Origin of the sequence: Streptomyces sp. WP-1, assembly GCF_030450125.1 — a bacterium.
Lineage (GTDB): Bacteria > Actinomycetota > Actinomycetes > Streptomycetales > Streptomycetaceae > Streptomyces > Streptomyces incarnatus.
The window spans coordinates 803388-826634 of sequence record NZ_CP123923.1 but is presented as its reverse complement, the minus strand read 5'-3'; the positions used below and the strand labels follow the sequence as shown (position 1 = coordinate 826634).

23 protein-coding genes are annotated in these 23247 nt (G+C 72.9%); 11 read left to right on the top strand and 12 right to left on the bottom strand.

What is annotated here, in order from left to right:
• Positions 1-6 precede the first annotated feature (6 nt).
• Positions 7-999, top strand: coding sequence for an aldo/keto reductase (locus QHG49_RS03350; RefSeq protein WP_301487160.1), 993 nt, complete (start codon positions 7-9; stop codon positions 997-999).
• 81 nt (positions 1000-1080) lie between these two features.
• Here QHG49_RS03350 and QHG49_RS03345 read toward each other — a convergent pair whose 3' ends face one another.
• Positions 1081-1464: a nuclear transport factor 2 family protein gene (locus QHG49_RS03345; protein ID WP_145491349.1), complete on the bottom strand. Its 384-nt coding sequence runs from the start codon at positions 1462-1464 to the stop codon at positions 1081-1083.
• A 316-nt stretch (positions 1465-1780) separates the two neighbouring features.
• On the opposite strand from QHG49_RS03345, the gene QHG49_RS03340 reads away from it, so the two are divergent.
• Positions 1781-2191 (top strand): hypothetical protein, encoded by a 411-nt coding sequence (locus QHG49_RS03340; protein WP_159698570.1) that lies wholly within the window; start codon positions 1781-1783, stop codon positions 2189-2191.
• On the opposite strand, the gene QHG49_RS03335 is transcribed toward QHG49_RS03340, so the two are convergent.
• Positions 2144-3442 carry a streptophobe family protein gene (locus tag QHG49_RS03335; protein WP_301487159.1) on the bottom strand — a complete coding sequence of 433 codons (1299 nt, stop codon included), beginning with the start codon at positions 3440-3442 and terminating at the stop codon, positions 2144-2146. The genes QHG49_RS03340 and QHG49_RS03335 overlap by 48 nt on opposite strands.
• Before the next feature lie 217 nt (positions 3443-3659).
• Here QHG49_RS03335 and QHG49_RS03330 point away from each other — a divergent pair, with 217 nt between their 5' ends.
• On the top strand, positions 3660-4112 hold the full coding sequence (locus tag QHG49_RS03330) for an ATP-binding protein (RefSeq protein WP_145491339.1): 453 nt from the start codon (positions 3660-3662) through the stop codon (positions 4110-4112).
• An 84-nt stretch (positions 4113-4196) separates the two neighbouring features.
• Here QHG49_RS03330 and QHG49_RS03325 read toward each other — a convergent pair whose 3' ends face one another.
• Positions 4197-5084 carry an RNA polymerase sigma factor SigF gene (locus tag QHG49_RS03325; RefSeq protein ID WP_159698564.1) on the bottom strand — a complete coding sequence of 296 codons (888 nt, stop codon included), beginning with the start codon at positions 5082-5084 and terminating at the stop codon, positions 4197-4199.
• 337 nt (positions 5085-5421) lie between these two features.
• Between QHG49_RS03325 and QHG49_RS03320 the strand changes: the two genes are divergently transcribed.
• Positions 5422-5904 (top strand): VOC family protein, encoded by a 483-nt coding sequence (locus QHG49_RS03320; protein ID WP_159698561.1) that lies wholly within the window; start codon positions 5422-5424, stop codon positions 5902-5904.
• A gap of 10 nt (positions 5905-5914) precedes the next feature.
• On the opposite strand, the gene QHG49_RS03315 is transcribed toward QHG49_RS03320, so the two are convergent.
• Positions 5915-6919, bottom strand: coding sequence for a zinc-binding alcohol dehydrogenase family protein (locus QHG49_RS03315; RefSeq protein ID WP_301492684.1), 1005 nt, complete (start codon positions 6917-6919; stop codon positions 5915-5917).
• 134 nt (positions 6920-7053) lie between these two features.
• Here QHG49_RS03315 and QHG49_RS03310 point away from each other — a divergent pair, with 134 nt between their 5' ends.
• The 4 genes from QHG49_RS03310 (at position 7054) to QHG49_RS03295 (ending at position 10222) form a co-directional block, all read left to right on the top strand.
• Positions 7054-7848, top strand: a complete 795-nt coding sequence (locus QHG49_RS03310; RefSeq protein ID WP_301487158.1) for a VOC family protein — start codon at positions 7054-7056, stop codon at positions 7846-7848.
• A 45-nt stretch (positions 7849-7893) separates the two neighbouring features.
• Positions 7894-8601, top strand: coding sequence for a ribonuclease H (locus QHG49_RS03305; RefSeq protein WP_301487157.1), 708 nt, complete (start codon positions 7894-7896; stop codon positions 8599-8601).
• Between the two features lie 66 nt (positions 8602-8667).
• The gene (locus QHG49_RS03300) at positions 8668-9651 is read left to right on the top strand and encodes an aldo/keto reductase (protein WP_145491320.1); all 984 of its coding nucleotides are present in this window, start codon (positions 8668-8670) and stop codon (positions 9649-9651) included.
• Between the two features lie 73 nt (positions 9652-9724).
• Positions 9725-10222 (top strand): DUF6328 family protein, encoded by a 498-nt coding sequence (locus QHG49_RS03295; RefSeq protein WP_145491315.1) that lies wholly within the window; start codon positions 9725-9727, stop codon positions 10220-10222.
• 346 nt (positions 10223-10568) lie between these two features.
• Here the strand turns inward: QHG49_RS03295 and QHG49_RS03290 are convergent, their stop codons facing one another.
• From QHG49_RS03290 to QHG49_RS03270, 5 genes are all read right to left on the bottom strand, one after another.
• Positions 10569-10994: an SsgA family sporulation/cell division regulator gene (locus QHG49_RS03290; RefSeq protein ID WP_145491312.1), complete on the bottom strand. Its 426-nt coding sequence runs from the start codon at positions 10992-10994 to the stop codon at positions 10569-10571.
• Between the two features lie 69 nt (positions 10995-11063).
• Complete coding sequence (locus QHG49_RS03285) at positions 11064-12035, bottom strand: LLM class F420-dependent oxidoreductase (protein WP_159698540.1); 972 nt, start codon at positions 12033-12035, stop codon at positions 11064-11066.
• A 119-nt stretch (positions 12036-12154) separates the two neighbouring features.
• Positions 12155-13117, bottom strand: a complete 963-nt coding sequence (locus QHG49_RS03280; protein WP_301487156.1) for a pyridoxal-phosphate dependent enzyme — start codon at positions 13115-13117, stop codon at positions 12155-12157.
• Between the two features lie 19 nt (positions 13118-13136).
• Positions 13137-13814, bottom strand: a complete 678-nt coding sequence (locus tag QHG49_RS03275; RefSeq protein ID WP_145491301.1) for an AIM24 family protein — start codon at positions 13812-13814, stop codon at positions 13137-13139.
• 54 nt (positions 13815-13868) lie between these two features.
• Positions 13869-15050: a serine hydrolase gene (locus QHG49_RS03270; protein WP_159698534.1), complete on the bottom strand. Its 1182-nt coding sequence runs from the start codon at positions 15048-15050 to the stop codon at positions 13869-13871.
• 333 nt (positions 15051-15383) lie between these two features.
• On the opposite strand from QHG49_RS03270, the gene QHG49_RS03265 reads away from it, so the two are divergent.
• Positions 15384-17144, top strand: a complete 1761-nt coding sequence (locus tag QHG49_RS03265; protein ID WP_301487155.1) for a M4 family metallopeptidase — start codon at positions 15384-15386, stop codon at positions 17142-17144.
• Positions 17145-17384: 240 nt separating this feature from the next.
• On the top strand, positions 17385-18620 hold the full coding sequence (locus tag QHG49_RS03260; protein WP_370530560.1) for an SGNH/GDSL hydrolase family protein: 1236 nt from the start codon (positions 17385-17387) through the stop codon (positions 18618-18620).
• Between the two features lie 17 nt (positions 18621-18637).
• Here the strand turns inward: QHG49_RS03260 and QHG49_RS03255 are convergent, their stop codons facing one another.
• From QHG49_RS03255 to QHG49_RS03245, 3 genes are read right to left on the bottom strand one after another with little or no spacing between them, the layout of a single operon-like run.
• Positions 18638-18988 carry a UBP-type zinc finger domain-containing protein gene (locus tag QHG49_RS03255; protein ID WP_145491289.1) on the bottom strand — a complete coding sequence of 117 codons (351 nt, stop codon included), beginning with the start codon at positions 18986-18988 and terminating at the stop codon, positions 18638-18640.
• Entirely contained in the window at positions 18985-20463 is a 1479-nt protein-coding gene (locus tag QHG49_RS03250) for an ATP-binding protein (protein ID WP_301487153.1), read from the bottom strand. The genes QHG49_RS03255 and QHG49_RS03250 overlap by 4 nt, the downstream gene beginning before the upstream one ends.
• Positions 20460-22136: an FAD-dependent oxidoreductase gene (locus QHG49_RS03245; RefSeq protein WP_301492682.1), complete on the bottom strand. Its 1677-nt coding sequence runs from the start codon at positions 22134-22136 to the stop codon at positions 20460-20462. The genes QHG49_RS03250 and QHG49_RS03245 overlap by 4 nt, the downstream gene beginning before the upstream one ends.
• Positions 22137-22377: 241 nt before the next feature.
• Here QHG49_RS03245 and QHG49_RS03240 point away from each other — a divergent pair, with 241 nt between their 5' ends.
• Positions 22378-23244 carry a universal stress protein gene (locus QHG49_RS03240; protein ID WP_159698522.1) on the top strand — a complete coding sequence of 289 codons (867 nt, stop codon included), beginning with the start codon at positions 22378-22380 and terminating at the stop codon, positions 23242-23244.
• The last annotated feature ends 3 nt before the right edge of the window (positions 23245-23247 follow it).

Genomic DNA, 23247 nt, shown 5'->3' with positions numbered 1-23247 from the left:
GTCGCGTTGTACACCGCATCCCCCGACCGTTACGCCGAGATGCCCTACCGGCGCACCGGACGCAGCGGCCTCAAGCTCCCCGCGCTGTCGCTCGGCCTGTGGCACAACTTCGGTCCCGACCGCCCCGTGGAGACCCAGCGGGCCATCCTGCGCCGCGCCCTCGACCTCGGTGTCACCCACTTCGACCTGGCCGACAACTACGGCCCGCCGCCCGGCGCCGCCGAGTCCGCGCTCGGCGCCGCCCTCGCCGCCGACCTCGCGCCCTACCGCGACGAGCTGGTCATCTCCACCAAGGCCGGCTACCTCATGTGGCCCGGCCCGTACGGCGAATGGGGCTCGCGCAAGCACCTGCTCGCCTCGCTCGACCAGAGCCTGAGGCGGACGGGCCTGGAGTACGTCGACATCTTCTACTCGCACCGCCCCGACCCGGACACTCCGCTGGAGGAGACGATGGGCGCGCTGCACACGGCCGTCCAGCAGGGCAAGGCGCTCTACGTCGGCGTCTCCAACTACTCCGCCGAGCAGACCCGGGAGGCCGCCCGCATCCTCGCCGGCCTCGGCACCCCGCTCCTCATCCACCAGCCGCGCTACTCGATGCTCGACCGGCGCCCCGAGGACGAGGGCCTGCTCGACGCCCTGGACGAACTGAACGTCGGCTCCGTCGTCTACTCGCCCCTGGAGCAGGGCCTGCTCACCGGCCGCTATCTGAAGGGCATCCCCGAGGGCTCCCGCGCCGCCGGCGACAGCCCGTTCCTGAGTTCCGAGGCGGTCACCGAGGATCTCGTCGGACGGCTGCGCGCGCTCCAGGAGATCGCCGAGTCCCGCGGCCAGAGCCTCGCCCAGCTGGCTCTCGCCTGGGTGCTGCGCGGCGGCCGGATCACCTCCGCCCTGGTCGGCGCGAGCAGCGCGCGCCAGCTGGAGGACAGCGTCGGCGCCCTGCGCAACCTGGACTTCGACGCGGAGGAACTGAAGCGGATCGACGCGATCGTACGGTCGTGACAACACCGCCCCTTTGCGCGGACCCCCGCACGCGGCCCGGCCTCCGCCCCACCCGGGGCACGGAAGCCGGGCCGCGTGCCGTCACGCACCCTCGGGGACCCGGTCCAGGAACCCCATCACGTGGCGGATACGGCCCTCGCCGTCCAGGGTGACGACGTCGAACCCGGCGACCGGCGCCGAGCCGTCGGCCTCGTTCACCAGCTCCCAGCCGAAGCGCGCGATGTCGTGGTGCCCGTCCACCGCGCCGAGCGGGCGGAAGACGAACCCCGGGAACTGCTCGTGGGCCGCGGCGATCACGGCCGCCACGCCCTCGTGGCCGCGGACGTCGGCGAGCGGGTCGGTGTAGGAGCCGTCCGCGGCCCAGGCGGCGGCGACCGCCTTGCGCAGCGCCTCCGGCTCGGTGGCGTTCCAGGCCTCGAAGTAACGCGCGGCGGCACTCTCGTAGCGTTCGGTGTTCACGGACATGGCGAATCAGCCTCCATCGGAGTCGTCTGTGCTGGTCGGACCCCGGATCGGAGTTTCGCCGACCCGGTGGAACCACCATGCCCGAGGGGCCCCCGACGGGTCGATTACCTCCGGGGTCATGCTCGTACCGGCCCGCCGGACCCCATCATTTCGACCAAAAAGGGTGGGGAATATGCCAACAGAGTGGCCGGAAAGTCATGGTGACAGTGTTTCGGCCGTGGCGATACTCGAACAACGAGGGGCACTTCACCGCACGGAGCCGCACGGAGAGCGAGGTCCGCCCGGCACACCCGGACGAGGCGACGGGGAGTGATACGTGCACGACGAATTCCTGTGCCATGTCACGGCATACGGGGTGTGCGGCGGCCGGCGCGTCGGCGTACCGCTCGGCACCTACCGCGCGCCGACCCTGGCACTGGCTCTGTGGTGGCTGCGCGACCGCGCGTCCTGGATCGCCGAGCGGCTCGACCCCAGCCCGGAGGCCGCCCCCTTCCCGGCGGGGGCGCTGGTGCCGGTCGCGGAGACGGTCGCCGACGTACCCACGCTGCTGCGCGCCTGGTGCGCCGACGACGGCCGGCAGGAGCGGGTGGCCGAGCAGCTGGCGCAGGGGCGGCTGGTGCGGATCGCCGCGAACGACGACACCACCGAGTACGAACTGCTCGCCGAGTCCGTCGACGCCCTACGGATGCAGCGCACCGTCCCGGCGCTCGTGGTGCCCATCGGGTGACCGGCGGCGGCGCACCGGCAGGGCGAGCAGAGCGCCGAGGAACCCGGCGGCCAGCCCCCACAGCGCGCCCAGGCCCACCGCCTGCCAGGTCCGCGGCCGCAGCAGCAGCTCCCCGGACAGGCCCCCGCCCAGGTCGCCGATGCCGAGCAGGGACAGCCCGTAGTGCGCGGAGATCCGGCACAGCAGGCAGATCGCGAGCACGGTGAGGGCGAGTGCGACGGCGAGGCGCACGGCGTGCCGCCACAGCGGGGTCCGGGGCGGTGCGCACAGGGCCGCCCGGACCGCGACCACGAGCAGCAGCACCCCGGCCGCCACCGGCAGCCATGCCGTCCGGCCGTCGTACTCCGTCAGCGTGCGCAGATCCACCTCCGAGACGTCGGGGGTGCGCAGCAGCACGTCCAGGATGTGCGGGACCGGCAGCCCGAAGGGGCCGTCCACCCGGCCGTTCCAGGTCGCGCCGAGACCGACGGTCAGCGCGGGCCAGACCAGGTTGGGCAGGCCGAGCAGGATCAGCGCGAAGGTCGTCCGCGCGTGCCCCCGGGAGGCCGCCGTGACCAGCGCCACCACGAGGCCCACGACGACCGAGGCCAGCAGCAGCTCCAGCATCGCGCGGGAGACGGGACGCGCCCCCTCCCGCCACCGCGGCAGCCGCCCCGGCAGCGGCACCCGGTGCGCCACCAGCAGCGCCACCAGCAGCACCCCGGCCAGCCACAGCAGCGCGAACAGCACGGTCGGCGGCACGTCCGCGGCGAACCCGATCCGCGGCTCCGCCTCGAACAGCGAGGTCAGATCGCTGAGCGTCCCGCTGCCCACGTCCACCGCGAACGTCTCCCGGGCCGCGAGGGCGAGCCCGGTCAGCACCAGCAGCCACAGGACGGCGAGCCGCGCCGCCCACCGGGCCAGCTTCCGGGCCGAGGCGACCGTGCGGTGCCGCAGCGGGCGCAGAAAGCCCGCGCCGACCACCAGGGCACCCGCCAGCGCCACCGACAGGGGGAGTACGGTGATCCCGGCCTCGGTCCTGGCCAGGGCGCCGGCGTCACCGGCGAGCCGGACGCTGCCGCCGACCGCCGTCACCACGGTCGCCGCCAGCACCCGGGGGAACGCGCCGTCCGGCAGTCCCGCCGCACCCGCCGCCCACAGCCCGGCCGCGGCCACCAGCACCATCACCGCGAGCCCGGTCAGCACCACGGCCAGCGCCTGGGGCCAGCCGTGCCGGGCGGCGGGCCGTGCGGAGACGGTCAGGGGGCTCACGTCTGCCACGCTAGGCAGCGGCCGGGCACCCCGCGCGCCGGGTGGTCCGTCCGCGCCGGGCCCCGGCCGGTACCGTGATGTCCGCACCGCCGGGACCGTGACGCTCGCCACTGTGCGCGGCCGGCGAACGCCTGGACTGCGATGCGCGGCTCGGGGTAAGAGGACTGGTGCGAATACGGCCGAACGGACCGGGCCCGCGGCCCGCGAGAGAGACAGCATGACCGAGCATCTGGGCGGGGCAGTGATACCGACCGGTTTCGACGTACCCGTCGAGCCGCTGAGACGCGCGACGCATTTCACCGGCGAACCCGGCTGCATCGCCGAGGCACGGGCCTTCGCGGCCCAGTTCCTGGAACAGCTGCGCACCGAGTGGTGCGCCACCATCGACCGCGGCGCCGACGGGGAGCTGCTCCTGCTGGTGAGCGAGCTGGTCACCAACGCCGACCGGCACAGCGACGGCCCCTACATCCTGGAGCTGGAGGGCACGGACGCCTCCGTCACGGTGTCCGTCTGCGACAGCAGTACGGCGCTGCCCCAGCTCTTCCCGAAGAACCCGCAGCGCATCGGGCGGCACGGCCTGGAGATCGTGCACGCGATCGCCACCGAGGTCGCCGTCGAGCGGATCCCGGTCGGCAAGCGGGTGATCGCCCGCTTCGCACTGAGACGCTGAACGCCCGGACCGTGTCGGTACCGGGCGTTCAGCGTGCGCGGGATTCTCTGCTTCGTCGGACCTCTGCCTCGTCCGCCTTACGGCTCAGGCGCAGCCCAGCTCGCCCAGCATCCCCTGGCGCAGCCGGGTGATGATCCGCTTGATCAGCCGCGAGACATGCATCTGGGAGCAGCCGAGCCGTTCCCCGATCTCCGCCTGGGTGGCCTCCTCCACGAACCGCAGGTGGATGATCTGCCGGTCCCGCTCGCTCAGCTCCGCCATCAGCGGCGCCAGCGCGTGGAAGTCCTCCACCAGGCGCAGCCCCTCCTCCTCCACCCCGATGAAGTCGGCGAGCACCGCCTCGCCGTCCTCGGGGCCGTCACCGGTGAGCGCGGCGTCCAGCGAGGAGGAGTTGTAGCCGTTGGCGGCGAGCTGCCCCTCCAGCACCTGCTCCTCGGAGAGGTTCATCAAGGTGGCCAGCTCGGCGACCGTCGGGTCCCGGTCGAGGCGGCTGGACAGCTCCTCGCGCGCCTTGGCCAGCTCCACCCGCAGCTCCTGGAGCCGCCGCGGGACGTGCACCGCCCAGGTGGTGTCGCGGAAGAACCGCTTGATCTCACCGACGATGTACGGCAGCGCGAAGGAGGTGAACTCCACCTCCCGGGACAGCTCGAACCGGTCGATGGCCTTGATCAGGCCGATCATGCCGGTCTGGACGATGTCCTCCATGTCGTCGCCGCGGCCCCGGAAACGGCCGGCCGCGAACCGCACGAGCGACATGTTCATCTCGATGAGGGTGTTGCGCGCGTACTGGTACTCGTGGGTCCCCTCCTCCAGCTGGGTCAGCCGGCGGAAGAACTGGCGGGACAGCTGGCGCGCGTCCCGCGGGGCGACGGAGGTGGGGTCCGCGATGCCGGGCAGGGCCCCCGTGTCCGTGCCGTCCTGCTCGGTCCTCTCGATGACCACTGTCTGCGACCGGATCCCAGCGGTATCCATTACCTCTCCCACGAAAGTCACGGTTCGACGTCTGCCCTTTTCGGACCGCTGCGTCCGGTCCCTGCGCTGTTGTGTGCTCGGCGTGTACCCCGGATCCGGCAGATCATTCCTGCCGGTGGGGGCGTTCACGGCGCGGGTACCCCCGGTGACTCGGTGCATGCCCGCCCGATACTGCACTTGGCTGAAATTCGCCGTTCCTCCCAGGTCAGAGCACCCGCGCCGCCCCCTGGCCGCGCCATGCTCGGCCGGATTCCGTCCGTCCACCGGCCCGCCGATGAGTTTTCGGCCGGGTGCCGGTCTGTACTCCGACCGTGTTTCCCCCATCCAGGAGGTGCTCATGACCACCGACGGTTTCACCACATGTCTCTGGTTCGACGGCCAGGCCGAGGAGGCCGCGCACCACTACGTGTCGATCTTCGAGAACTCCCGCGTGGACCGCGTCGGCCGCCACACCGAGGCCGGGCCCGGTCCGGCGGGATCCGTGCTGGCCGTCGAGTTCACGGCCAACGGCCAGCGGTTCATGGCGCTCAACGGCGGCCCCCAGTTCACCTTCAACGAATCGGTCTCCTTCCAGCTCTTCTGCTCCGACCAGCAGGAGATCGACCACTACTGGAACCGGCTCACCGAGAACGGCGGCGAGGGCGGCCCCTGCGGCTGGCTCAAGGACAAGTACGGCGTGTCCTGGCAGATCGTCTACGACCGGCTGCTCCCCATGCTGAGCGACCCCGACCCGGAGCGGGCCGCCCGGGCCACCCGCGCCATGATGAGCATGGGCAAGCTGGACGTCGCCGCGCTGGAGCAGGCCTACGCGGGGGAGTGACGAGGGGTTCTCAGCGCCCGGGCACCAGCACCGCCGCGCCGTCGAAGCGGCCCGCCTTCAGATCGCGCAGCGCGTCCGGGGCCCGGTCGAGCGGATAGGGGTGGGTGGTCGCGCGGACGCCGTAGCGGGCCGCCAGGGTCAGGAACTCCCGGCCGTCCGCACGGGTGTTGGCGGTGACGCTGCGCAGCTCCTTCTCGTAGAACAGGTCCGTCTCGTACCTCAGCGGCGGTACGTCGCTGAGGTGGATGCCCGCCACCGCCAGCACCCCGCCCCGGTCCAGGGCGCGCAGCGCGACCGGCACCAGATCGCCGACCGGGGCGAAGAGGATCGCCGCGTCCAGCGGCTCCGGCGGCGCCTCGTCAAGGTCCCGCGCGGAGGCCGCGCCCAGCTCCAGGGCGAGCCTGCGCGCGACCTCGTCCCGGGTGATCACATGCACTATCGCGCCCTCGGCGAGCGCGACCTGCGCGCACAGATGGGCGCTGCCCCCGAAGCCGTACAGGCCGAGGCGCCCGCCCCGTGGCAGCGAGGTGCGGCGCAGCGCGCGGAACCCGATGATCCCGGCGCACAGCAGCGGCGCCGCCGACACGTCGTCCAGCGCCTCGGGCAGCCGGTAGGCGAAGGCGGCCGGCACGGTCGTGTACTCGGCGTAGCCGCCGTCCGCGTCCCACCCGGTGTATCGGGAGCGCGGGCACAGGTTCTCGGCGCCCCGCGCGCAGTAGGCGCACACCCCGTCGGTGCGGCGCAGCCAGGCCACGCCCACCCGGTCGCCCGGCGCGAACCCGAAGACCTGCGAGCCGAGCCCCGCCACCTCGCCGACCACCTCGTGCCCGGGCGTCACCCCGGCCCGGCGCACCGGCAGCTCGCCCTCGGTGACATGCAGATCGGTCCGGCACACCCCGCACGCCCGCACCCGCACCAGCAGCTCGTCCGGGCCCGGGGTGGGCACCGGCCGCTCCACCAGCTCCAGCGGCTCGCCCTCGACCGGTCCCGGCGCCAGCACCGACCACGCCCGCATCGTCATCGTCCAAGCCCTTCCGCAGGCGGCCCCTCCCCAGTGTCCGGCAGCGCCCCGCTCGGCGCGCGGCCCGCCCGGCGGCTGGCTAGCGTGAGCAGGCGGGGGGCCGCGACGACTCCAGGAGGGCGGCGACCATGGCCGTACACCCCGAGGGAACGCCCTGCTGGGCCGATGCGATGTTCACCGATCTGGAGGGCGCCAAGAGGTTCTACGGCGAGGTCCTCGGCTGGACCTTCGGCACCTCCACCGCGGCGTACGGCCACTACACGCAGGCATCCGTGGACGGCCGGGCCGTCGCCGCCGTCGTCCCGCCCATGCCCGGCCAGGAGGGCCAGTCGCGGTGGTGCCTGTACTTCGCCTCCCCGGACGCCGCCGCCACGGCCGAGAAGGTACGGCGGCACGGCGGCGACGTACTGATGGAGCCGATGCGGGTCGGCGACACCGGCACCATGTGCCTGGCCCGCGAGCCCAGCGGGGCCGTGTTCGGGGTGTGGCAGGCGGGCACCCACGAGGGTTTCGAGGCGACGGCCGAGCCGGGCGCCTACTGCTGGGCCGAGGTCTACACCCGCGAACCCGAGAAGGCGGACGCCTTCTTCCGCGCGGTCTTCCCGTACCGCACGAAGGACATCGTGGACGACGCGGTGGACTTCCGGATGTTCGAGGTCGGCGAGGACACCGTGCTCGGGCGGATGCGGATGACCGAGGACTTCCCGCCCGAGGTGCCCTCGTACATCAACGTCTACTTCACCGTGGCCGACTGCGACGCGGCCGTCGCCGCGGCGGCCCGGCTCGGCGGCATCGTCCGCTTCGGACCGATGAGCAGCCCCTTCGGCCGGTTCGCGACGCTCAGCGATCCGCAGGGCGCCGACTTCTCGGTGATCGACATCACGACCACCGAGGGAGAGGTGCCCCGGATCGAGGAGACCTGAGCGAGGGCCCCGCCGGTCCGGTCGGGGCACTCGTGCCGTCATGGGATGATCGTGCGCATGCGTGAACGAGTGGTGGCCGCGTGCGACGGGGCTTCGAAGGGAAACCCCGGACCGGCCGGATGGGCATGGGTGGTCTCGGCCGACGACGAGCGGACGCCCGCTCGCTGGGAGGCGGGCCCGCTCGGCCGGGCCACCAACAACATCGCCGAACTCACCGCCCTGGAACGGCTGTTGAGCTCCGTCGACCCGGCCGTCGAGCTGGAGATCCGGATGGACTCCCAGTACGCGATGAAGGCCGTCACCACCTGGCTGCCCGGCTGGAAGCGCAACGGCTGGAAGACGTCCGGCGGCAAGCCGGTCGCCAACCAGGAGCTGGTGGTCGCCATCGACGCGCTCCTGGAGGGCCGCTCGGTGGAGTTCCGCTACGTCCCGGCCCACCAGGTCGACGGCGACCCGCTCAACGACTTCGCCGACCGCGCGGCCAGCCAGGCCGCCGTCGTGCAGGAACCGGCGGGCAGCGAGCTGGGCTCACCGGTGCCGCCGCCCTCGCCCGACACCCCCAAGTCGGCCGCCCCGCGCAAGAAGACGGCCCGCCGCTGCGGGGGCGCGTCGGCCTCGTCCTCCGCGTCGCGCACCATCAAGGCGAAGTTCCCCGGCCGCTGCCTGTGCGGCCGCGCCTACGCGGCGGGCGAGTCCATCGCCAAGAACGCGCAGGGCTGGGGCCATCCGGAGTGCCGCACGGCCGAGGCCTGAGCGGGCCGCCGCCCCGAGCGACCCGCCTCCCCCGTGGGAGCGGGCGCCGGGTGACAGACTGTCGTCATGGACGAACGTGTGATCGACAGGTCGGGTCAGTGGGCGTCGGTGGTCGGACTCGGCACCTGGCAGCTGGGCGCGGACTGGGGCGACGTCAACGACAAGGACGCGCTGGCCGTCCTGGAGGCCGCGGCCGAGTCCGGGGTCACCTTCTTCGACACCGCCGACGTCTACGGCGACGGGCGCAGCGAGCAGACCATCGCCGCCTTCCTGAGCGGCCGCCCCGATCTGCACGTGCTGGTGGCCACCAAGATGGGCCGCCGCGTCGACCAGCTCCCCGAGAACTACGTCCTCGACAACTTCCGCGCCTGGAACGACCGTTCGCGGCGCAACCTCGGCGTCGACCGGATCGACCTGGTGCAGCTGCACTGCCCGCCCACCCCGGTCTACTCCGCCGACGCGGTGTACGACGCGCTGGACACCCTCGTCGAGGAGGAGCGCATCGCCGCGTACGGCGTGAGCGTGGAGACCTGCGCGGAGGCGCTGGCCGCGATCGCCCGGCCGAACGTCGCCAGCGTACAGATCATCCTCAACCCGTTCCGGATGAAGCCGCTGCGCGAGGTGCTGCCCGCCGCCCGCGCGGCCGGTGTCGGCATCATCGCCCGGGTGCCGCTCGCCTCCGGGCTGCTGACCGGCAAGTACACCAAGGACACCGTCTTCGCCGCGAACGACCACCGCACCTTCAACCGGCACGGCGAGGCGTTCGACCAGGGCGAGACCTTCTCCGGCGTCGACTACGGGACCGGCGTGGAGGCCGCCGCCGAGTTCGCGGCGCTCGCCCCCGAGGGCTGCACCCCGGCCCAGCTGGCGCTGCGCTGGATCATCGAGCAGGAGGGCGTCACCACGGTCATCCCCGGCGCTCGCGACCCCGAACAGGCCCGCGCCAACGCCGCCGCGGCGAAGCTGCCCCCGCTGCCCCCGGAGACGTTCACCGCGATCCGGGACCTGTACGAGCGGCGGATCGCGGAGCAGGTCGAACACCGCTGGTAGCGGTGCCGGCGCCCGCCGTTCGAAGGAACCGGTCCGCCGTTTGAAGGAACGGCGGGCCGGTTACCAGCACCGCATGACAGAGGACGACCGCCGCACGGGGCGCGACGAGAGCGAGGAGGAGCGGGCGGACCGGATGTGGGGTGAACTCATCCAGGAGGTCCGCGTCGCCCAGACGGGCGTGCAGATCCTGTTCGGCTTCCTGCTGACCGTGGTCTTCCAGCCGAAGTACGTCCGGCTGCCCGAGACCGACCAGCACATCTACATCGTCACCGTGGTGCTCGGCGCCTGCGCCACCGGCGCCCTCATCGGGCCGGTCTCGCTGCACCGCCTGGTCTCCGGCCGCCGGGTCAAGCCCCGGGCGGTACGGATCGCCGCGCGGCTGACCTTCGTCGGCCTGGTGCTGCTGCTGGCCACCATGACCTCGGCCCTGCTGCTCATCCTGCGGGTGGCCACGCAGGACGCCTATGTGCCCTGGCTGGTCGCGGCCGTCGTCGCCTGGTACCTGACATGCTGGTACGGCCTCCCGCTGTGGGCCCGGCGCCGGCACACCACCGGCACGGAAGACCGGTGACGACCGGGCGGGCGGGACGCGCAGGGTCCCGCCACGCCCGAGCTGCGACCGCTGCGCCCCGACCACGCCCCCGCGCGGACGGCGGCGCCGCTCCCGGCTGACGGATCGCCGAGCGCGCCGCGGGCCTGGGCCGTACGGGAGATGTCGCACGGGCCGCCGAGGTGTACGGGCTGACCTTTCTGACGGCCGCGAGCAGGGTGGAGAACCTGGCCTCGCGGGCCGTGCCGGGTTCACCGTGGCCGGTGAGACCCGGCTGTCCGGACTGCCGGGCCTCACCGGCCGCCGGTCGCTGACGCGGGCCTCACCTGCCGCCGCTCGCTGACGAGCGTCCCGTGACATCAGCCGCTCATCCCGTGGCGAGGATGTCCGCCAACAGCTCGTCCACCGGGACGCGTTCGCGGCCCGGCGGTACGATCTCGCGGGTCTCGCGCACGAACATGGCCACGGCCGGTGCCCAGGCGTACACCACCGCGCGCTGCCGCCCGCCGTCCGGGCGCGGCTCCCCGAGGAACTCCATGCGCAGCTCCTGCCACATCCCCGTGTCGGCGGGCCGCAGCCGTACGTCGCCGACGCCGACCGGCCTGTCCAGGCCCTCGGCGAGCATCTCCCGGTCGAGGCGCCAGGTGGCCAGCACATGGCCGTCGTGGGCGAATACGATGGTGACGGCGAAGGGGTCGTCGGCGTCGTACCCGAGATGGGCGAGGACCGGGAAGCGGCCGGTGCCGGGGGCATGGAGCTGCACCACCAGGGTCTTGTGCACGACGGTGTTCACGCTGGGAACCTCCCGGGACGATCGGCGTATCGAAGCTCTGGTACCCCGTTCGCCCCGGTCGAGCCCCCGTCAGCCGAACGCCTCCCGCAGCGCGGGCAGCAGGGTCTTCGCCGACCACTTCAGGAACTCCGGCTGGGTGTCACCGCCGATCTGCACCAGGGCGACCTCCTCGAACCCGGCCTGCGCGTACGGCCGTACGGCCTCGATGAAGGCGTCCGGGTCGTCGCCGCACGGAATGGAGGCGGCCACGTCGTCGGGGGTGACGAACTGGGTCGCGGACTCGAAGGAGTCGGGGTGGGGCAGTTCGGCGTTCACCTTCCAGCCGAGGCCGAACCAGCGGAACTGGGCGTGGGCCCGCTTGACGGCCGTGTCCCGGTCCGGGTCGTAGCACACCGGCAGCTGGCCGACGCGGGGCTTGCCGCGGCCGCCGTGGCGGTCGAACGCCGCGAGCAGGTCGGGCTTCGGCTCGGTCGCGATCACCAGGTCGCCGAGTTGTCCCGCGAGCCGGCAGGACTGCTCGCCGGAGACCGCGATACCGATCGGCGGGGGCGGCCCCGGCACGTCCCACAGCCGGGCCGACTCCACCTGGTAGTGCCGGCCGTGGTGGGTGACGTGCTTGCCCTCGAACAGCGCGCGGATGATCTCCACGGCCTCTTCCAGCATCTCGTGGCGCACATCCACCGGGGGCCAACCGCCGCCCACCACATGCTCGTTCAGGTTCTCACCCGCGCCGAGCCCGAGCCGGAACCTGCCCTCGGACAGCAGTTGCACGGTCGCCGCCTTCTGGGCCACGACGGCCGGGTGGTAGCGCCGGATGGGACAGGTCACGTAGGTCATCAGCGGGATCCGCGAGGTGGCCTGCGCGGCGGCACCCAGCACGCTCCACGCGTAGGGGGCGTGCCCCTGTGCCCGCAGCCACGGAAAGTAGTGGTCCGAGATCACCGAGAAGTCGAACCCGACCTCCTCGGCCCCCACCACATGCTCCACCAACTCCCGGGGCCCGGCCTGCTCGGTCATCATCGTGTATCCGATTCGCACCATGGGCCCCGAGTCCCCGGCCTGACGCCCATGAAAACGGAGGAGCCTCCGAAGGCCGAAGACCGAAGGCTGATGCGCGGTGGGCGATGGACGGTGGGCGAGGGGCAGCGGTCCCGCCACCCCTACCCCAGCCCGAACCGCTCCGCCCAGTCCGTCACCTCTGCCAGGGTCGTGTTGCCGCCGCACACCACCAGGCCCAGATGGGCGGCGGGGCCGACGCGGGAGAGGATCTCACGGGCGGCCGGGAGCAGGCAGCCCGCGGCGGGTTCCGCCCAGAGTTTGGCGTGGGTGGAGAGGTCCAGGCAGCCGCGGACGGCCTCCCGGTCCGGGACCACCAGCACGTCCTCGACCAACTCGGCGGTGTGGTCGTAGGTCAGCCGGCAGACGCTGGGCGCGCTGAGCGTGGTGACCAGGGAGGACAGCGGGACCGGCACCGGGCCGCCCGCCTTCAGCGCGGCCGACATCGCCTCCGCGCCCGCCGTCTCCACGCCCCACACCCGCACCCCGGGCCGCCGGGCCCGCAGCGCCGCCGCGATGCCCGAGATCAGCCCGCCCCCGCCGATGCTGACGAGGACGTCCGTCAGCCCGTCGTCGGCGTCCTCGGCCAGTTCGAGGCCGACCGTGCCCTGCCCGGCGATCACGGCCGGGTCGTCGAACGGGTGGACCAGTGTGCGCCCTTCGTCCGCGAGCCGCATCCCCAGCGCGAAGGCGCCGTCCATGCCGTCGGTCAGCCGCAGCGACGCCCCGGCCTCCTCGGCGAGCGCGAGCGAACGCGCGGGCGCGGTGCGGGGTATCACCACGGTCGCCTTCACATCGAGGGCCGCCGCCATCACCGCGAGCGCGATCCCGTGGTTGCCGCCGCTGACCGCGACCACGCCCGCCGCCCGCTCCGCCTCGCTCAGCGACAGCAGCTTCGCCGCCGCCCCGCGCGCCTTGAACGAGCCGGTGCGCTGGAGCAGTTCGAGCTTGGCGGTGACCGGGACGCCGAGCAGCGCGCCGAGCCCGGGGCTCGCCACGGTCGGTGTCCGCACCACATGCGGGGCGATCAGCCCGGCCGCGGCTTCGATCTCGGAGATGCCGATCACGGTGTGCCACCCTTCCCGTTCAGTGCTGCTGCGGCTTGTGCCGGGTCAGCTCGCTCGGACGTACGACGACCACGCCCTCGCCCCGGAGCATCAGCTGCACGGCCTCGCCGGAGCCGCCGCGCAGCATCGACCCTACCGACTGCGAGCGGTGCAGCGAGGTCTCCAGGGCCTCGCTCCAGCCGACCACCGCGTCCGTGTCGACGTACACCGGCTGCTCCGCCGAGACCGGGATGACCAGCGGATCGCCCTCGCAGACCAGACCGAGCCGGCCGCTGCCGCTGAACACGCTGTTGAACAGGCCGCCCGCGGTGACGCCGGAGCCCTTGACGGTCCGGATCTCGTACGACAGCGAGGGGTCGAAGCACAGCACATGCCGGCCGCCCACGGTGAACCGGTCGCCGGGCTCCATCTCCACGACGAAGCAGTTCTGCGCCTCGTGCGCGAGCCAGACCTCGCCCCGCCCGCGCACCGCCATCAGGGGCAGGCCCTCCCCGGTGACCGCGCGCTTGAGCATGCCCCCGACGCCCTGCCCCTTGCGCTCGAACCGCAGGTCACCGCGGTGGGCGACCATCGCGCCCTGCCGGGCGTACATCTCGCCGTCCACCGCGTACCGAAGGCACTTGGCGTTCTCGACGGACATCCCGGGTCCGGTGGCCGCCCGCACCATGTGCCGACTGGAAAAGAGATCACCCTTCATGCGGGCATCCTGACCCGAGGACACGCCTTCTGCCAAGATCAGGACGCTCGCGGCCTACTCCTTGCCCGCCGCCGGGGGCCACCGCTTGCCCTGCTTGCCGCAGAACGCCGAATCCAGCGTCCCCGCGAGCGTGTTGAGCACCTTGCCGTTGTTGGACGTGGTGGCGACGGCCGTCATGCTCCGGCCGCCGTCCTTCGTCGCGAACGCGTACGTGTAGTAGCCCTGCACCGTCCCCGTGTGCCCGTACACCGAGATCCCGCACGACAGATCGCGGCGCCGCAGCCCGAGCCCGTACGCGGTGGTGGCGTTGACCCGGTTCATCTTCTCCATGTCCGCGAGCCGCGCCGGGGACATCAGCCTGCCGCCGAGCAGCGCGCTGTAGAACGTGTCCAGGTCCCGCGCGCTGGAGATGATGGCGCCCGCGCTCTGCGCCCACGACACCGTCTGCTCGGTGGCGTCCACCAGCGGATCGCCCGCCTTGTCGGGGGTGAGGTAGCCGTGCGCGTGGGCGCCGGGGATCGCGGTGTCGGGGTGGACGTAGAACGTGTCCTGGAGCTTCAGTGGCCCGAAGATCCGGTTCTGGTACTCGGTCCGCACGGAGTGCCCGGTGATCTTCTCGATGAGCATGCCGGCGACCACGAAGTTGGTGTTCGAGTACGAGTACGCCGCGCCGGGCGCGTTGGTGCGGGGGTGCTTCAGGGACAGCGCCACCAACTGCCGGTACGTGAACACCTTGTTGCGGACCGCCTCGAACCCCGGAACGCTGTCGGCGAACATGTCGTTCGTGAAGTCGTACAGCCCGCTGCGGTGGCCGAGCACCTGGCGCACCGTGATCGCGTCGTCCGGCAGCAGCCCCGGCAGATAGCGGTTCACCGGCGCGTCCAGCGCCAGCCGGTGCTCGTCGACGAGTTGCAGCAGGACGACCGCCGAGAAGGACTTGGTGACGCTGCCCACGCGGAACCGGTCCCCGGCGTCCATGGCCCGCCGGGTGCCGCGGTCGGCGTACCCGTACGTCGTCCGGTACACCGTGCCGTGGTCGTCGATCCGGGCCAGCGCGCCCGGCGCGCCACCGGCCACCGCCGACCGCAGCACCGCGGTCAGGCCCGCCGTGTCGGGCGCCGAAAGCCCGTCCGCCGCGGCCGACTCCGCCGCGGCCGACTCCACCGCCGGTACCGCGAGCAGCGACAGCGCGACCGCTCCGAGGACCGCGCCCCTGCTCACCCTGGCTGACACCATCGGGCATCCACTCCCATCCGTACGACCACCGATGCGACATCGGTCACATTCCGGCCTGGGAACCTAGGGGATCGAGGCCACGTCTCCACAGCCGACACACAGTTGGTCATTCCTCGATCACTCTCTGGCGCTCATTTGTAAAGGATTGCCATAGAAGATCGCGAAATAGATCATTCCTGGTTTACGTGCACATGACTGATCCGTAAGGGTGAGCCTTCGGGGCCCGACCAGCCCCCTGGCGCCGAAGGGCGCCATGTCTACAGGGCGGTTGACGTCGCGCCGCCCTTCACAGAAGGAACCCTGATCAGATTGCGTAAACCGCACATACGCTCAGTGGCGGTCGCGGTCGCGGTGGCCACCGCCGCCACGGGCCTCGCCGGTACGGCCTTCGCGGGCCCCACGACGGGGGAGGCGCGCTCCGTCGCGTCCGTCACCGATGCCGGTGCCGTGGTGACCGCGGCCCGCACCGCGGCCTTCGCGCACGCGTCCGCGTCCGGTGTCTCCACGGGTGACGAACTCCAGGCCCAGGACGTCATGCTGGACCCCGAGGGTGCCCGGCACGTCCGCTTCGAGCGCACCCACAACGGCCTGCCGGTGCTCGGCGGTGACCTCGTGGTCCACCTCGACCACAAGCTCGCCTACACGGGCGTGACCCGCGCCGCCGCCCAGGCCGTCAAGCCTGCCGCCGCCGCCCAGGCCAAGCTGACCGCGGGTCAGGCCGCCGCCAAGGCCGCCCAGGCCGCGAAGGGCGAGGCCGGTACCGCCCAGCTCGTCGTGGACGCCCGCGACGGCGCCTCCGCGCTCGCCTACCAGGTGACCGTGACCGACCAGGACGGCACCAACACCGTCGTGGTCGACGCCGTCACCGGCAAGGTGCGCAGCAACACGCCCGACAGCGACCAGTTCCTGTCGCCGAAGCTCGTCAAGAGCCTCCAGAAGAGCGGCGCGACGGCCACCCCGTCCACGGGTGACGCCCGCGCCGCCGCGCTGGGCCGCGCCGACGCCCCCACCGGCGCCAAGACGGCCTTCCCGTCCGCCGCGAACGGCACCGGCAAGACCCTCTACGTCGGCAGCGTCGGTCTCACCACCACGCAGACCTCGCGCGGCCACTACCAGCTCGCCGACCCGAGCCGGTACGGCACCGAGGTGCGCGACGCCAAGGGCAAGACCACGGAGAGCTTCGGCGCCGGCACGAAGTTCACCGGCACCAGCAACGTGTGGGGCAACGGCGCGACCTCCAACCGCGCCAGCGCCGCCGCCGACGCCCAGTACGGCATCACCAAGACGCTGGACTTCTACAAGAAGACCTTCGGCCGCAAGGGCATCGCCGACAACGGCAAGGCCGCCCACGGCCTGGTGCACTGGGGCAACAAGGTCGCCAACGCCTTCTGGGACCCGACCTGCTCCTGCATGCTCTACGGCGACGGTGACGGCCAGACCTTCAAGAAGCCGCTGGTCGTCCTCGACGTCACCGGTCACGAGCTGACCCACGGCGTGGTCGACGCGACCGCCAAGCTGGAGCCGACCTACGTCGACGCGGACGGCAACCAGTACGGCGAGCCGGGCGCGCTCAACGAGTCGCTGGCGGACATCTTCGGCTCCAACGTCGAGTTCTACGCCAACAACAAGCAGGACACGCCCGACTACCTGATCGGCGAGAAGCTGGGCCTCGCGCAGAAGTTCCTGCGCCGCCTGGACCACCCCTCGCTCGACAAGCTCGAGGGCACGATCGACTACTGGACCCCGGCCACCTACGACACCGAGGTGCACGCCGGTTCCGGTGTCTCGTCGCACGCCTACTACCTCCTCGCGGAGGGCAGCGGCAAGAAGACGATCAACGGCGTGGCGTACAACTCGCCGACGTACGACAAGTCCACGGTGAAGGGCATCGGCCGCGCCAAGGCCACCGCCATCTTCTACCGCGCGCTGACCCGCTACATGGTGTCCACGACCGACTTCCACGGCGCGCGCCTCGCGACGCTCCAGGCGGCCAAGGACCTGTACGGCGCGAGCAGCACCGAGTACAAGACGGTGAACCAGGCGTGGGCGGCGGTCAATGTGACCGTCGCGAACACGCCGGCCGCCAAGCACTGACGGCCTCGCGCACGACCGGATGCCCCGCCCCGCGCGGGGCATCCGCATGTCCGGGCCGGTGCGGGGCAACCGGACCTCCCGATGCCGTCGGCCTCATGGCAGGCGGCGGGCCGGCGAGGGAGGAGAGCGATGACCGCCCACCGAGGTGCGGACCGGGGCCCGTGGCGGGACCATGTCCAGCGTGGGATACGCGGGTACGGCCGCGGGGGTACGGCCGGGTTCCGATGGGCCGGGCGCCTCGTGAACGGCCGGTTCGGGCGCGGCTGCCGCGTCGCCGCCGCCCTGCTGGCGGTCGCCGCCTGCCAGTCCGGGCCCGCCCGCACGGTCCTCCACCCGCCGGGCGCCCCGGGCCGCGCCTCCGGCGTGCTGACCTGGGCGGCGAGCGCCGAACGCATGGGCCCGGGCGTCGCGGGCGCGCAGTACCGGATGATCGTGCACACCAGCGTCGGCGGCGGTGCGCCGCGGATCCGCTTCACCAACGCCTTCGGTGACCGCCCGCTGACCCTCGACCACGTCTACGCGGGCCTGCGCGCCCGGGGCGCCGCCCTGCGCCCCGGCGGCAACCACGCCCTGACCTTCGGCGGCGCCCACCGCATCACCGTCCCCGCCGGTTCCGTCGCCTGGAGCGATCCGCTGCCCGGCCGGGTGCCCGCCGGTGCCGACCTAGTGGTGAGCCTGCGCACCCCGGCGGCCGGGGGCCCGGCCAGCGGCCACGCGCTGGCCCTCCAGACGTCGTACATGGGGCTGGGCGGCGATCTCACCGCCGAGGACGGCGGCGCCCACTGGACGCGGACCACCGGCGCCTGGTGGTACGTCGACGCCGTCGCCGTACGCCCCGACCGCCCGGCCACCGGGGCCGTGGCCGCGCTCGGCGACTCCCTCACCGACGGCTGGCAGTCCACCGTGGACCGCAACCGCCGCTGGCCCGACTACCTGGCCCGGCGCCTGCACACGGCCCACGGCGCCGTACAGGGTGTGGCCGACGAGGGCATATCCGGCGACAAGCTGCTCGCGGACGGCACCGGGGACGGCGCCGGGCAGAGCATCCTGCACCGCCTGGACCGCGATGTGCTGTCCCAGCCCGGGGTGCGCACCGTCGTCCTCTTCGCGGGCGTCAACGACCTGAAGGCGCACACCGGCGTCACCGCCGCCCAACTGATCGCCGGATACCGTGAGTCGGCGCACCGCGCGCACGCGGCCCATCTGTGTGTGACGGCCGCCACCATCAGCCCCTTCAAGGGCTGGCCGGAGTGGGACCGCGCCGCGGAGACCGTACGGCGCGAGGTCAACCACTACCTCCGCACGCGCGGGGGCTTCGACGCCGTCGCCGACTTCGACCGGACGCTGCGCGACCCCCGTGACCCCGAGCGCCTGCGGCCGGCGTACGACGGCGGCGACCATCTGCACCCCGGCGACCGGGGCATGCGCGCCCTCGCCGACTCCGTCGACCTGAAGCGGCTGGACTGCGGGCGCTGAGGCCCGCACGCCCCGGCTCACCCCAGGGTCCGCGCCCAGTCCTGCGGCACCCGTCCGGCGGGGCCCGGCACCGGCTGGTCGGCCGGATGCCCGGACGGCGGGGCGAGTTCGGGCCCCTCGGCGGACAGTTCCTCGGTGGCGAAGTTCCAGAACCACGCCTCGTCCGGCTCGAAGCTGCGGATCACCGGATGCCCGGTGGCCCGGTAGTGCGCGGTGGCGTGCCGGGCGGGCGAGTCGTCGCAGCAGCCGATGTGCCCGCACTGGGCACAGCGCCGCAGATGGAACCACCACCCGCCCGCCGCCTCGCACTCCGCGCAACCGGTGCCGCTCGGCGGGACGTTCGGATCGATGCCCTCGACGCCGCTCATACGGCCTCCTCTGGTCGTTCCCCGGCCGGTTCGGCCGGTTCGGGTTGTCCGGCACTCAGCGGCAGCAGCACCTGGAAGCGGGTGTCACCGGGTTCGGAGTCGACCCGCAGCGTGCCGTGGTGCTTGTTGACGACGATCCGCCAGGAGATGTCCAGACCGAGCCCGGTGCCCTCGCCGACCGGCTTGGTGGTGAAGAACGGGTCGAAGATCCGGTCCTTGATCTCCGCCGGGATCCCGGGCCCGGTGTCCCGGAACTCCACCAGCACCCGGTCGTGGTCGCGCGCGGTGCGCACCGTCAGAGTGCCCTCGCCGCCCGAACCCCGCATCGCGGAGACCGCGTTGTCGACGAGGTTGGTCCACACCTGGTTCAGCTCCGCCGGGTAGGCGGGCACCGGCGGGAGCGTCCGGTCGTACTCCTTGATGACCCGGATGCCGGAGCCGAACTTGGCCGACAGCATCAGCAGCGTGCTCTCCAGCAGTTCGTGCACGTCCACCGCGCGGTACGGCGCCCGGTCCAGCTGCGCGTACTGCTTGGCCGCGTCCACCAGGTGCGAGATGCGGGTGGTGGAGTCCTCGATCTCGGTCATCAACAGCTCGGTCTCGACGGTGTAGTTGAGCCAGCCCACCGCGCCCGGCAGGATCTCCTCGTCCACGGCCGCCGCCACCTGCTCCAGCCAGTCGACGTCGAGCCCCGCCTGGACGAAGGTCGCCGCCGGCTGCCAGCCCTGCTCGATGCCGTGGTCCGCCAGCCAGTCCCCGAGCAGGTCCTCCCGGTCGGCGGCCTCCAGCGGACTGAGCGCCGGGGCCTTCGCCACCCGCTCGGCGGTGCGCTCCTGGATCTCGACCAGACTCGCCAACGCGTCCCGGGAGAACGGCCCTTCGGCGATCACGGCCAGCTTGCGCCGCATCCTCGCCACCCGCTCCCGCAGAGCGGAGGTGGCCCGCACGGCCGCGGCCGCCGGGTTGTTCAGCTCATGGGTGAGCCCCGCCGACAGCGAGCCGAGCGCCAGCAGCCGCTCCCGCTGCCCGATGGCCGCCTGGGTGTTCTTCGACCCGAAGAACAGGCCCTCCAGCAGATGCACCGCCATCGGGAACCACTCGTGCATCACGTCCGCGAACAGGTCGGCGGGCAGCACGAAGAACCGCGTCGGCTCGGTGGCCCGCAGCGAGTTGGCGTACACCTGCCGCACCCGGTCGCCCAGATACGCCTGCATCGCCCCGCCGTACACCCCGCGCTGCGAGGTCCGGGAGACCTCCACGTCGTCCCCGCCGACCCGGCGCGAGATCACCACCGTCCCCTCGACCATCACGAAGAAGCAGGTCGCCGGGTCGCCCTCGGTGTACACCGGGCCGGGCTGGAACAGCTCCACCCGCCCCTCGGCGCACAGCCGCCCCACCTGCTCGGGGGTGAGCTTCTCGAAGAGGAAGAGCGACCGGATCTCCTTCGGGTCGCACGGCATGATCTGCCCGCTCATGACTGCTCCAGATACCGGTGGACGAGCATGACGGCCATCGCGCCCTCGCCGACGGCGGACGCGACGCGCTTCGCGGACTCGGCGCGCGCGTCGCCCGCCACGAACACGCCGGGTACGCTGGTCTCCAGGTGGTACGGCGGCCGGTCCAGCTCCCAGCCGGCCGGTGGCCGCCCGTCGGCGGTCAGATCGGGCCCGGCCAGGATGAAACCGCGCTCGTCGCGCAGCACGCCGTCGCCGAGCCAGTCGGTCAGCGGGGCCGCGCCGATGAACACGAACATCCACCGGGCGTCGACCCGTTCGGTCTCCCCGGTCCCGGTATGACGCAGCGTCAGCTGCTCCAGGCGCCCCGAGCCATGGGCCGCCTCCACCACCGTGCGGCAGCGCACCTCGATGTTGGGCGCCTCGGTGATCTGCTGGATCAGGTAGTACGACATCGACGCCGACAGATCCGCGCCGCGTACCAGCAGCGTCACCGACTTGGCGCCCCGGGCGAGGTACATCGCCGCCTGGCCCGCCGAGTTGGCGCCGCCGACGATGTACACGTCCTCGCCCTGGCAGCCGGCCGCCTCGGTCAGCGCCGAGCCGTAGTACACCCCGCAGCCCGTCAGGTCGACGCAGCCCCGGGCGTCGAGTTGCCGGTACTGCACGCCGGTCGCCAGGATCACGCTGTGCGCGGCGATCGCCGTACCGTCCGCGAACCGCACGACCCGGGCGGCGCCGCACGTCTCCAGGGCCGTCACCTCGCGCGCGGTCAGGATCTCGGCACCGAACCGGGCCGCCTGCCGCCGGGCCCGGCCGGTGAGCTGGGCACCGGAGACACCGTCCGGGAAGCCCAGGTAGTTCTCGATGCGGGAACTCTGCCCGGCCTGCCCGCCGGTCGCCGAGCGCTCCACGAGCACCGTGCGCAGCCCCTCCGAGGCCCCGTACACGGCCGCGCCGAGCCCGGCCGGGCCGCCGCCGATCACCACCAGGTCGTAGAAGTCGGCCGTGGGCGTCGTGGCCAGTCCCACCCGCGCGGCCAGTTCGGGCGCCTCGGGCTCGACCAGGGCCGAGCCGTCCGGGGTGACCACCACCGGCAGCCGCTGCCCGTCCAGCCCGGCCGCGGCCAGCAGCCGCTGCCCCTCCGGCTCCTCCACCGAGTACCAGCGGTACGGCACCTGGTTGCGGGCCAGGAACTCCCGGACCTGCGAGGACGGCGCCGACCAGCGGTGCCCCACCACCTTGGTGCTCGGCACCGGCCTGTGGTCGCTGGCGCGCCATGCCGTCAGGAGATCGTCCAGCACCGGATAGAGCTTCTCCTCCGGTGGGTCCCACGGCTTGAGCAGATAGTGGTCGAGGTCCACCACGTTGATCGCGTCGATCGCCGCGTTCGTGTCCGCGTACGCGGTCAGCAGCACCCGCCGTGCCCCCGGGTACACGTCGAGCGCCTGCTCCAGGAACTCGATGCCGTTCATCCGCGGCATCCGGTAGTCGGCCAGGATCACCGCCACCAGGTCGCCGCGCAGCTTCAGCTCGCGCAGCGCTTCCAGCGCGGACGGCCCGGACTCGGCGCGCACGATCCGGTACGACGCTCCGTAGCGGCGCCGGAGATCACGGGCGACGGCGCGGGAGACCCCCGGGTCGTCGTCCACGGTCAGGATGACGGTCCGCGTCGCGTCGGCGGCCGGTGTCATCGGGGCCCGGGTGCCGGGCGCGGCCTGTGTCATGGATCTCCACCCCGAGCGTCGGAATCCCGCGGCGCGGTGGCACGGGCACCCTCGCACCGGTACGCGCCCATCGTATGTTCGATCGCCCGGCTTCGCCCCGGCGTCCGGGCCCGCCCCCATGACGGAGGGCCGGGGTCCGGGCGGGGCGCGCCGTGTCCGATAGTGGGGATCAGCAGCATGAACGGTCGGCACGACGAGGAGGCCACGGATGACACGGGCGATCACGGCAGGGCTCGACGGCACGGAGGAGAGCCTGGCCGCGCTGGACTGGGCGGCCAGGGAGGCCGTGCGCCGGGGGCTGCCCCTGCGGGTCCTGCACGCGTGGCACCACGCCGAGAAGCTCGCCGGAGCCGGCCGGGACACCCAGCGCGGGTGGGCCGAGGAGGGCGTGGCGGAGGCGGTGCGCCAGGTCGCCGAGCGGCATCCGGAGCTCACGGTGAGGGTCGACGTGGTCGAGGAGGACGCGGCCGAGGCGCTGGGGCGCGCGGCCCGGGACGCGGAGACGCTGGTGCTGGGCTCGCGCGGACACGGCCCGGTCGTGGGCTTCCTGCTGGGCTCGGTGGGCCAGCACGTGATCGCCGAGGCCACCCGGCCCGTGGTGCTGGTGCGCGCCGGCGACCGTGCCGCCCTGGAGGCCGCCGGGCGCGAGGTGGTGGTCGGCCAGCAGGGCGACGCCGAGGACAGCGCGGCGGCGCTGCGCTTCGCCTTCGAGACGGCGGCCGCCCGGGGCGCCGCCGTGCGCGCCGTACGGGCCTGGACGCTGCCGCCGGTCTTCGCCTACAGCCCCGGCTCGCTCAGGCTGCTGGACGAGGCCGGGGGACTGGAACCGTACGAGAAGCAGGCGCTGGCCGACGCGCTGCGGCCCTGGCGCGAGCGGTTCCCCGAGGTGCCCGTGGCCGAGCAGGTGGAGATGGGCAGCGCGGGGCAGGTGCTGCTGTCGCTGGTCGGCCGCGCCCAGCTGATGGTCGTCGGCCGCCGGGCCCGCCGCACCGCCGTGGGCGCCCGCATCGGCTCGGTCGCGCACGGGGTGCTGCACCACGCCGACTGCCCGGTGGCGGTGGTCCCGCACGACTGACCC

Excerpts from the sequence above, each read along its gene's own strand:
- QHG49_RS03345 (WP_145491349.1), bottom strand. The coding sequence starts at position 1,464 with ATGTCCGTGAACACCGAACGCTACGAGAGTGCCGCCGCGCGTTACTTC.
- QHG49_RS03330 (WP_145491339.1), top strand. The coding sequence starts at position 3,660 with ATGACCGAGCATCTGGGCGGGGCAGTGATACCGACCGGTTTCGACGTA.
- QHG49_RS03325 (WP_159698564.1), bottom strand. The coding sequence starts at position 5,084 with ATGGATACCGCTGGGATCCGGTCGCAGACAGTGGTCATCGAGAGGACC.
- QHG49_RS03320 (WP_159698561.1), top strand. The coding sequence starts at position 5,422 with ATGACCACCGACGGTTTCACCACATGTCTCTGGTTCGACGGCCAGGCC.
- QHG49_RS03315 (WP_301492684.1), bottom strand. The coding sequence starts at position 6,919 with ATGCGGGCGTGGTCGGTGCTGGCGCCGGGACCGGTCGAGGGCGAGCCG.
- QHG49_RS03310 (WP_301487158.1), top strand. The coding sequence starts at position 7,054 with ATGGCCGTACACCCCGAGGGAACGCCCTGCTGGGCCGATGCGATGTTC.
- QHG49_RS03305 (WP_301487157.1), top strand. The coding sequence starts at position 7,894 with ATGATCGTGCGCATGCGTGAACGAGTGGTGGCCGCGTGCGACGGGGCT.
- QHG49_RS03300 (WP_145491320.1), top strand. The coding sequence starts at position 8,668 with ATGGACGAACGTGTGATCGACAGGTCGGGTCAGTGGGCGTCGGTGGTC.
- QHG49_RS03295 (WP_145491315.1), top strand. The coding sequence starts at position 9,725 with ATGACAGAGGACGACCGCCGCACGGGGCGCGACGAGAGCGAGGAGGAG.
- QHG49_RS03285 (WP_159698540.1), bottom strand. The coding sequence starts at position 12,035 with ATGGTGCGAATCGGATACACGATGATGACCGAGCAGGCCGGGCCCCGG.
- QHG49_RS03275 (WP_145491301.1), bottom strand. The coding sequence starts at position 13,814 with ATGAAGGGTGATCTCTTTTCCAGTCGGCACATGGTGCGGGCGGCCACC.
- QHG49_RS03270 (WP_159698534.1), bottom strand. The coding sequence starts at position 15,050 with ATGGTGTCAGCCAGGGTGAGCAGGGGCGCGGTCCTCGGAGCGGTCGCG.
- QHG49_RS03255 (WP_145491289.1), bottom strand. The coding sequence starts at position 18,988 with ATGAGCGGCGTCGAGGGCATCGATCCGAACGTCCCGCCGAGCGGCACC.
- QHG49_RS03250 (WP_301487153.1), bottom strand. The coding sequence starts at position 20,463 with ATGAGCGGGCAGATCATGCCGTGCGACCCGAAGGAGATCCGGTCGCTC.
- QHG49_RS03245 (WP_301492682.1), bottom strand. The coding sequence starts at position 22,136 with ATGACACCGGCCGCCGACGCGACGCGGACCGTCATCCTGACCGTGGAC.
- QHG49_RS03240 (WP_159698522.1), top strand. The coding sequence starts at position 22,378 with ATGACACGGGCGATCACGGCAGGGCTCGACGGCACGGAGGAGAGCCTG.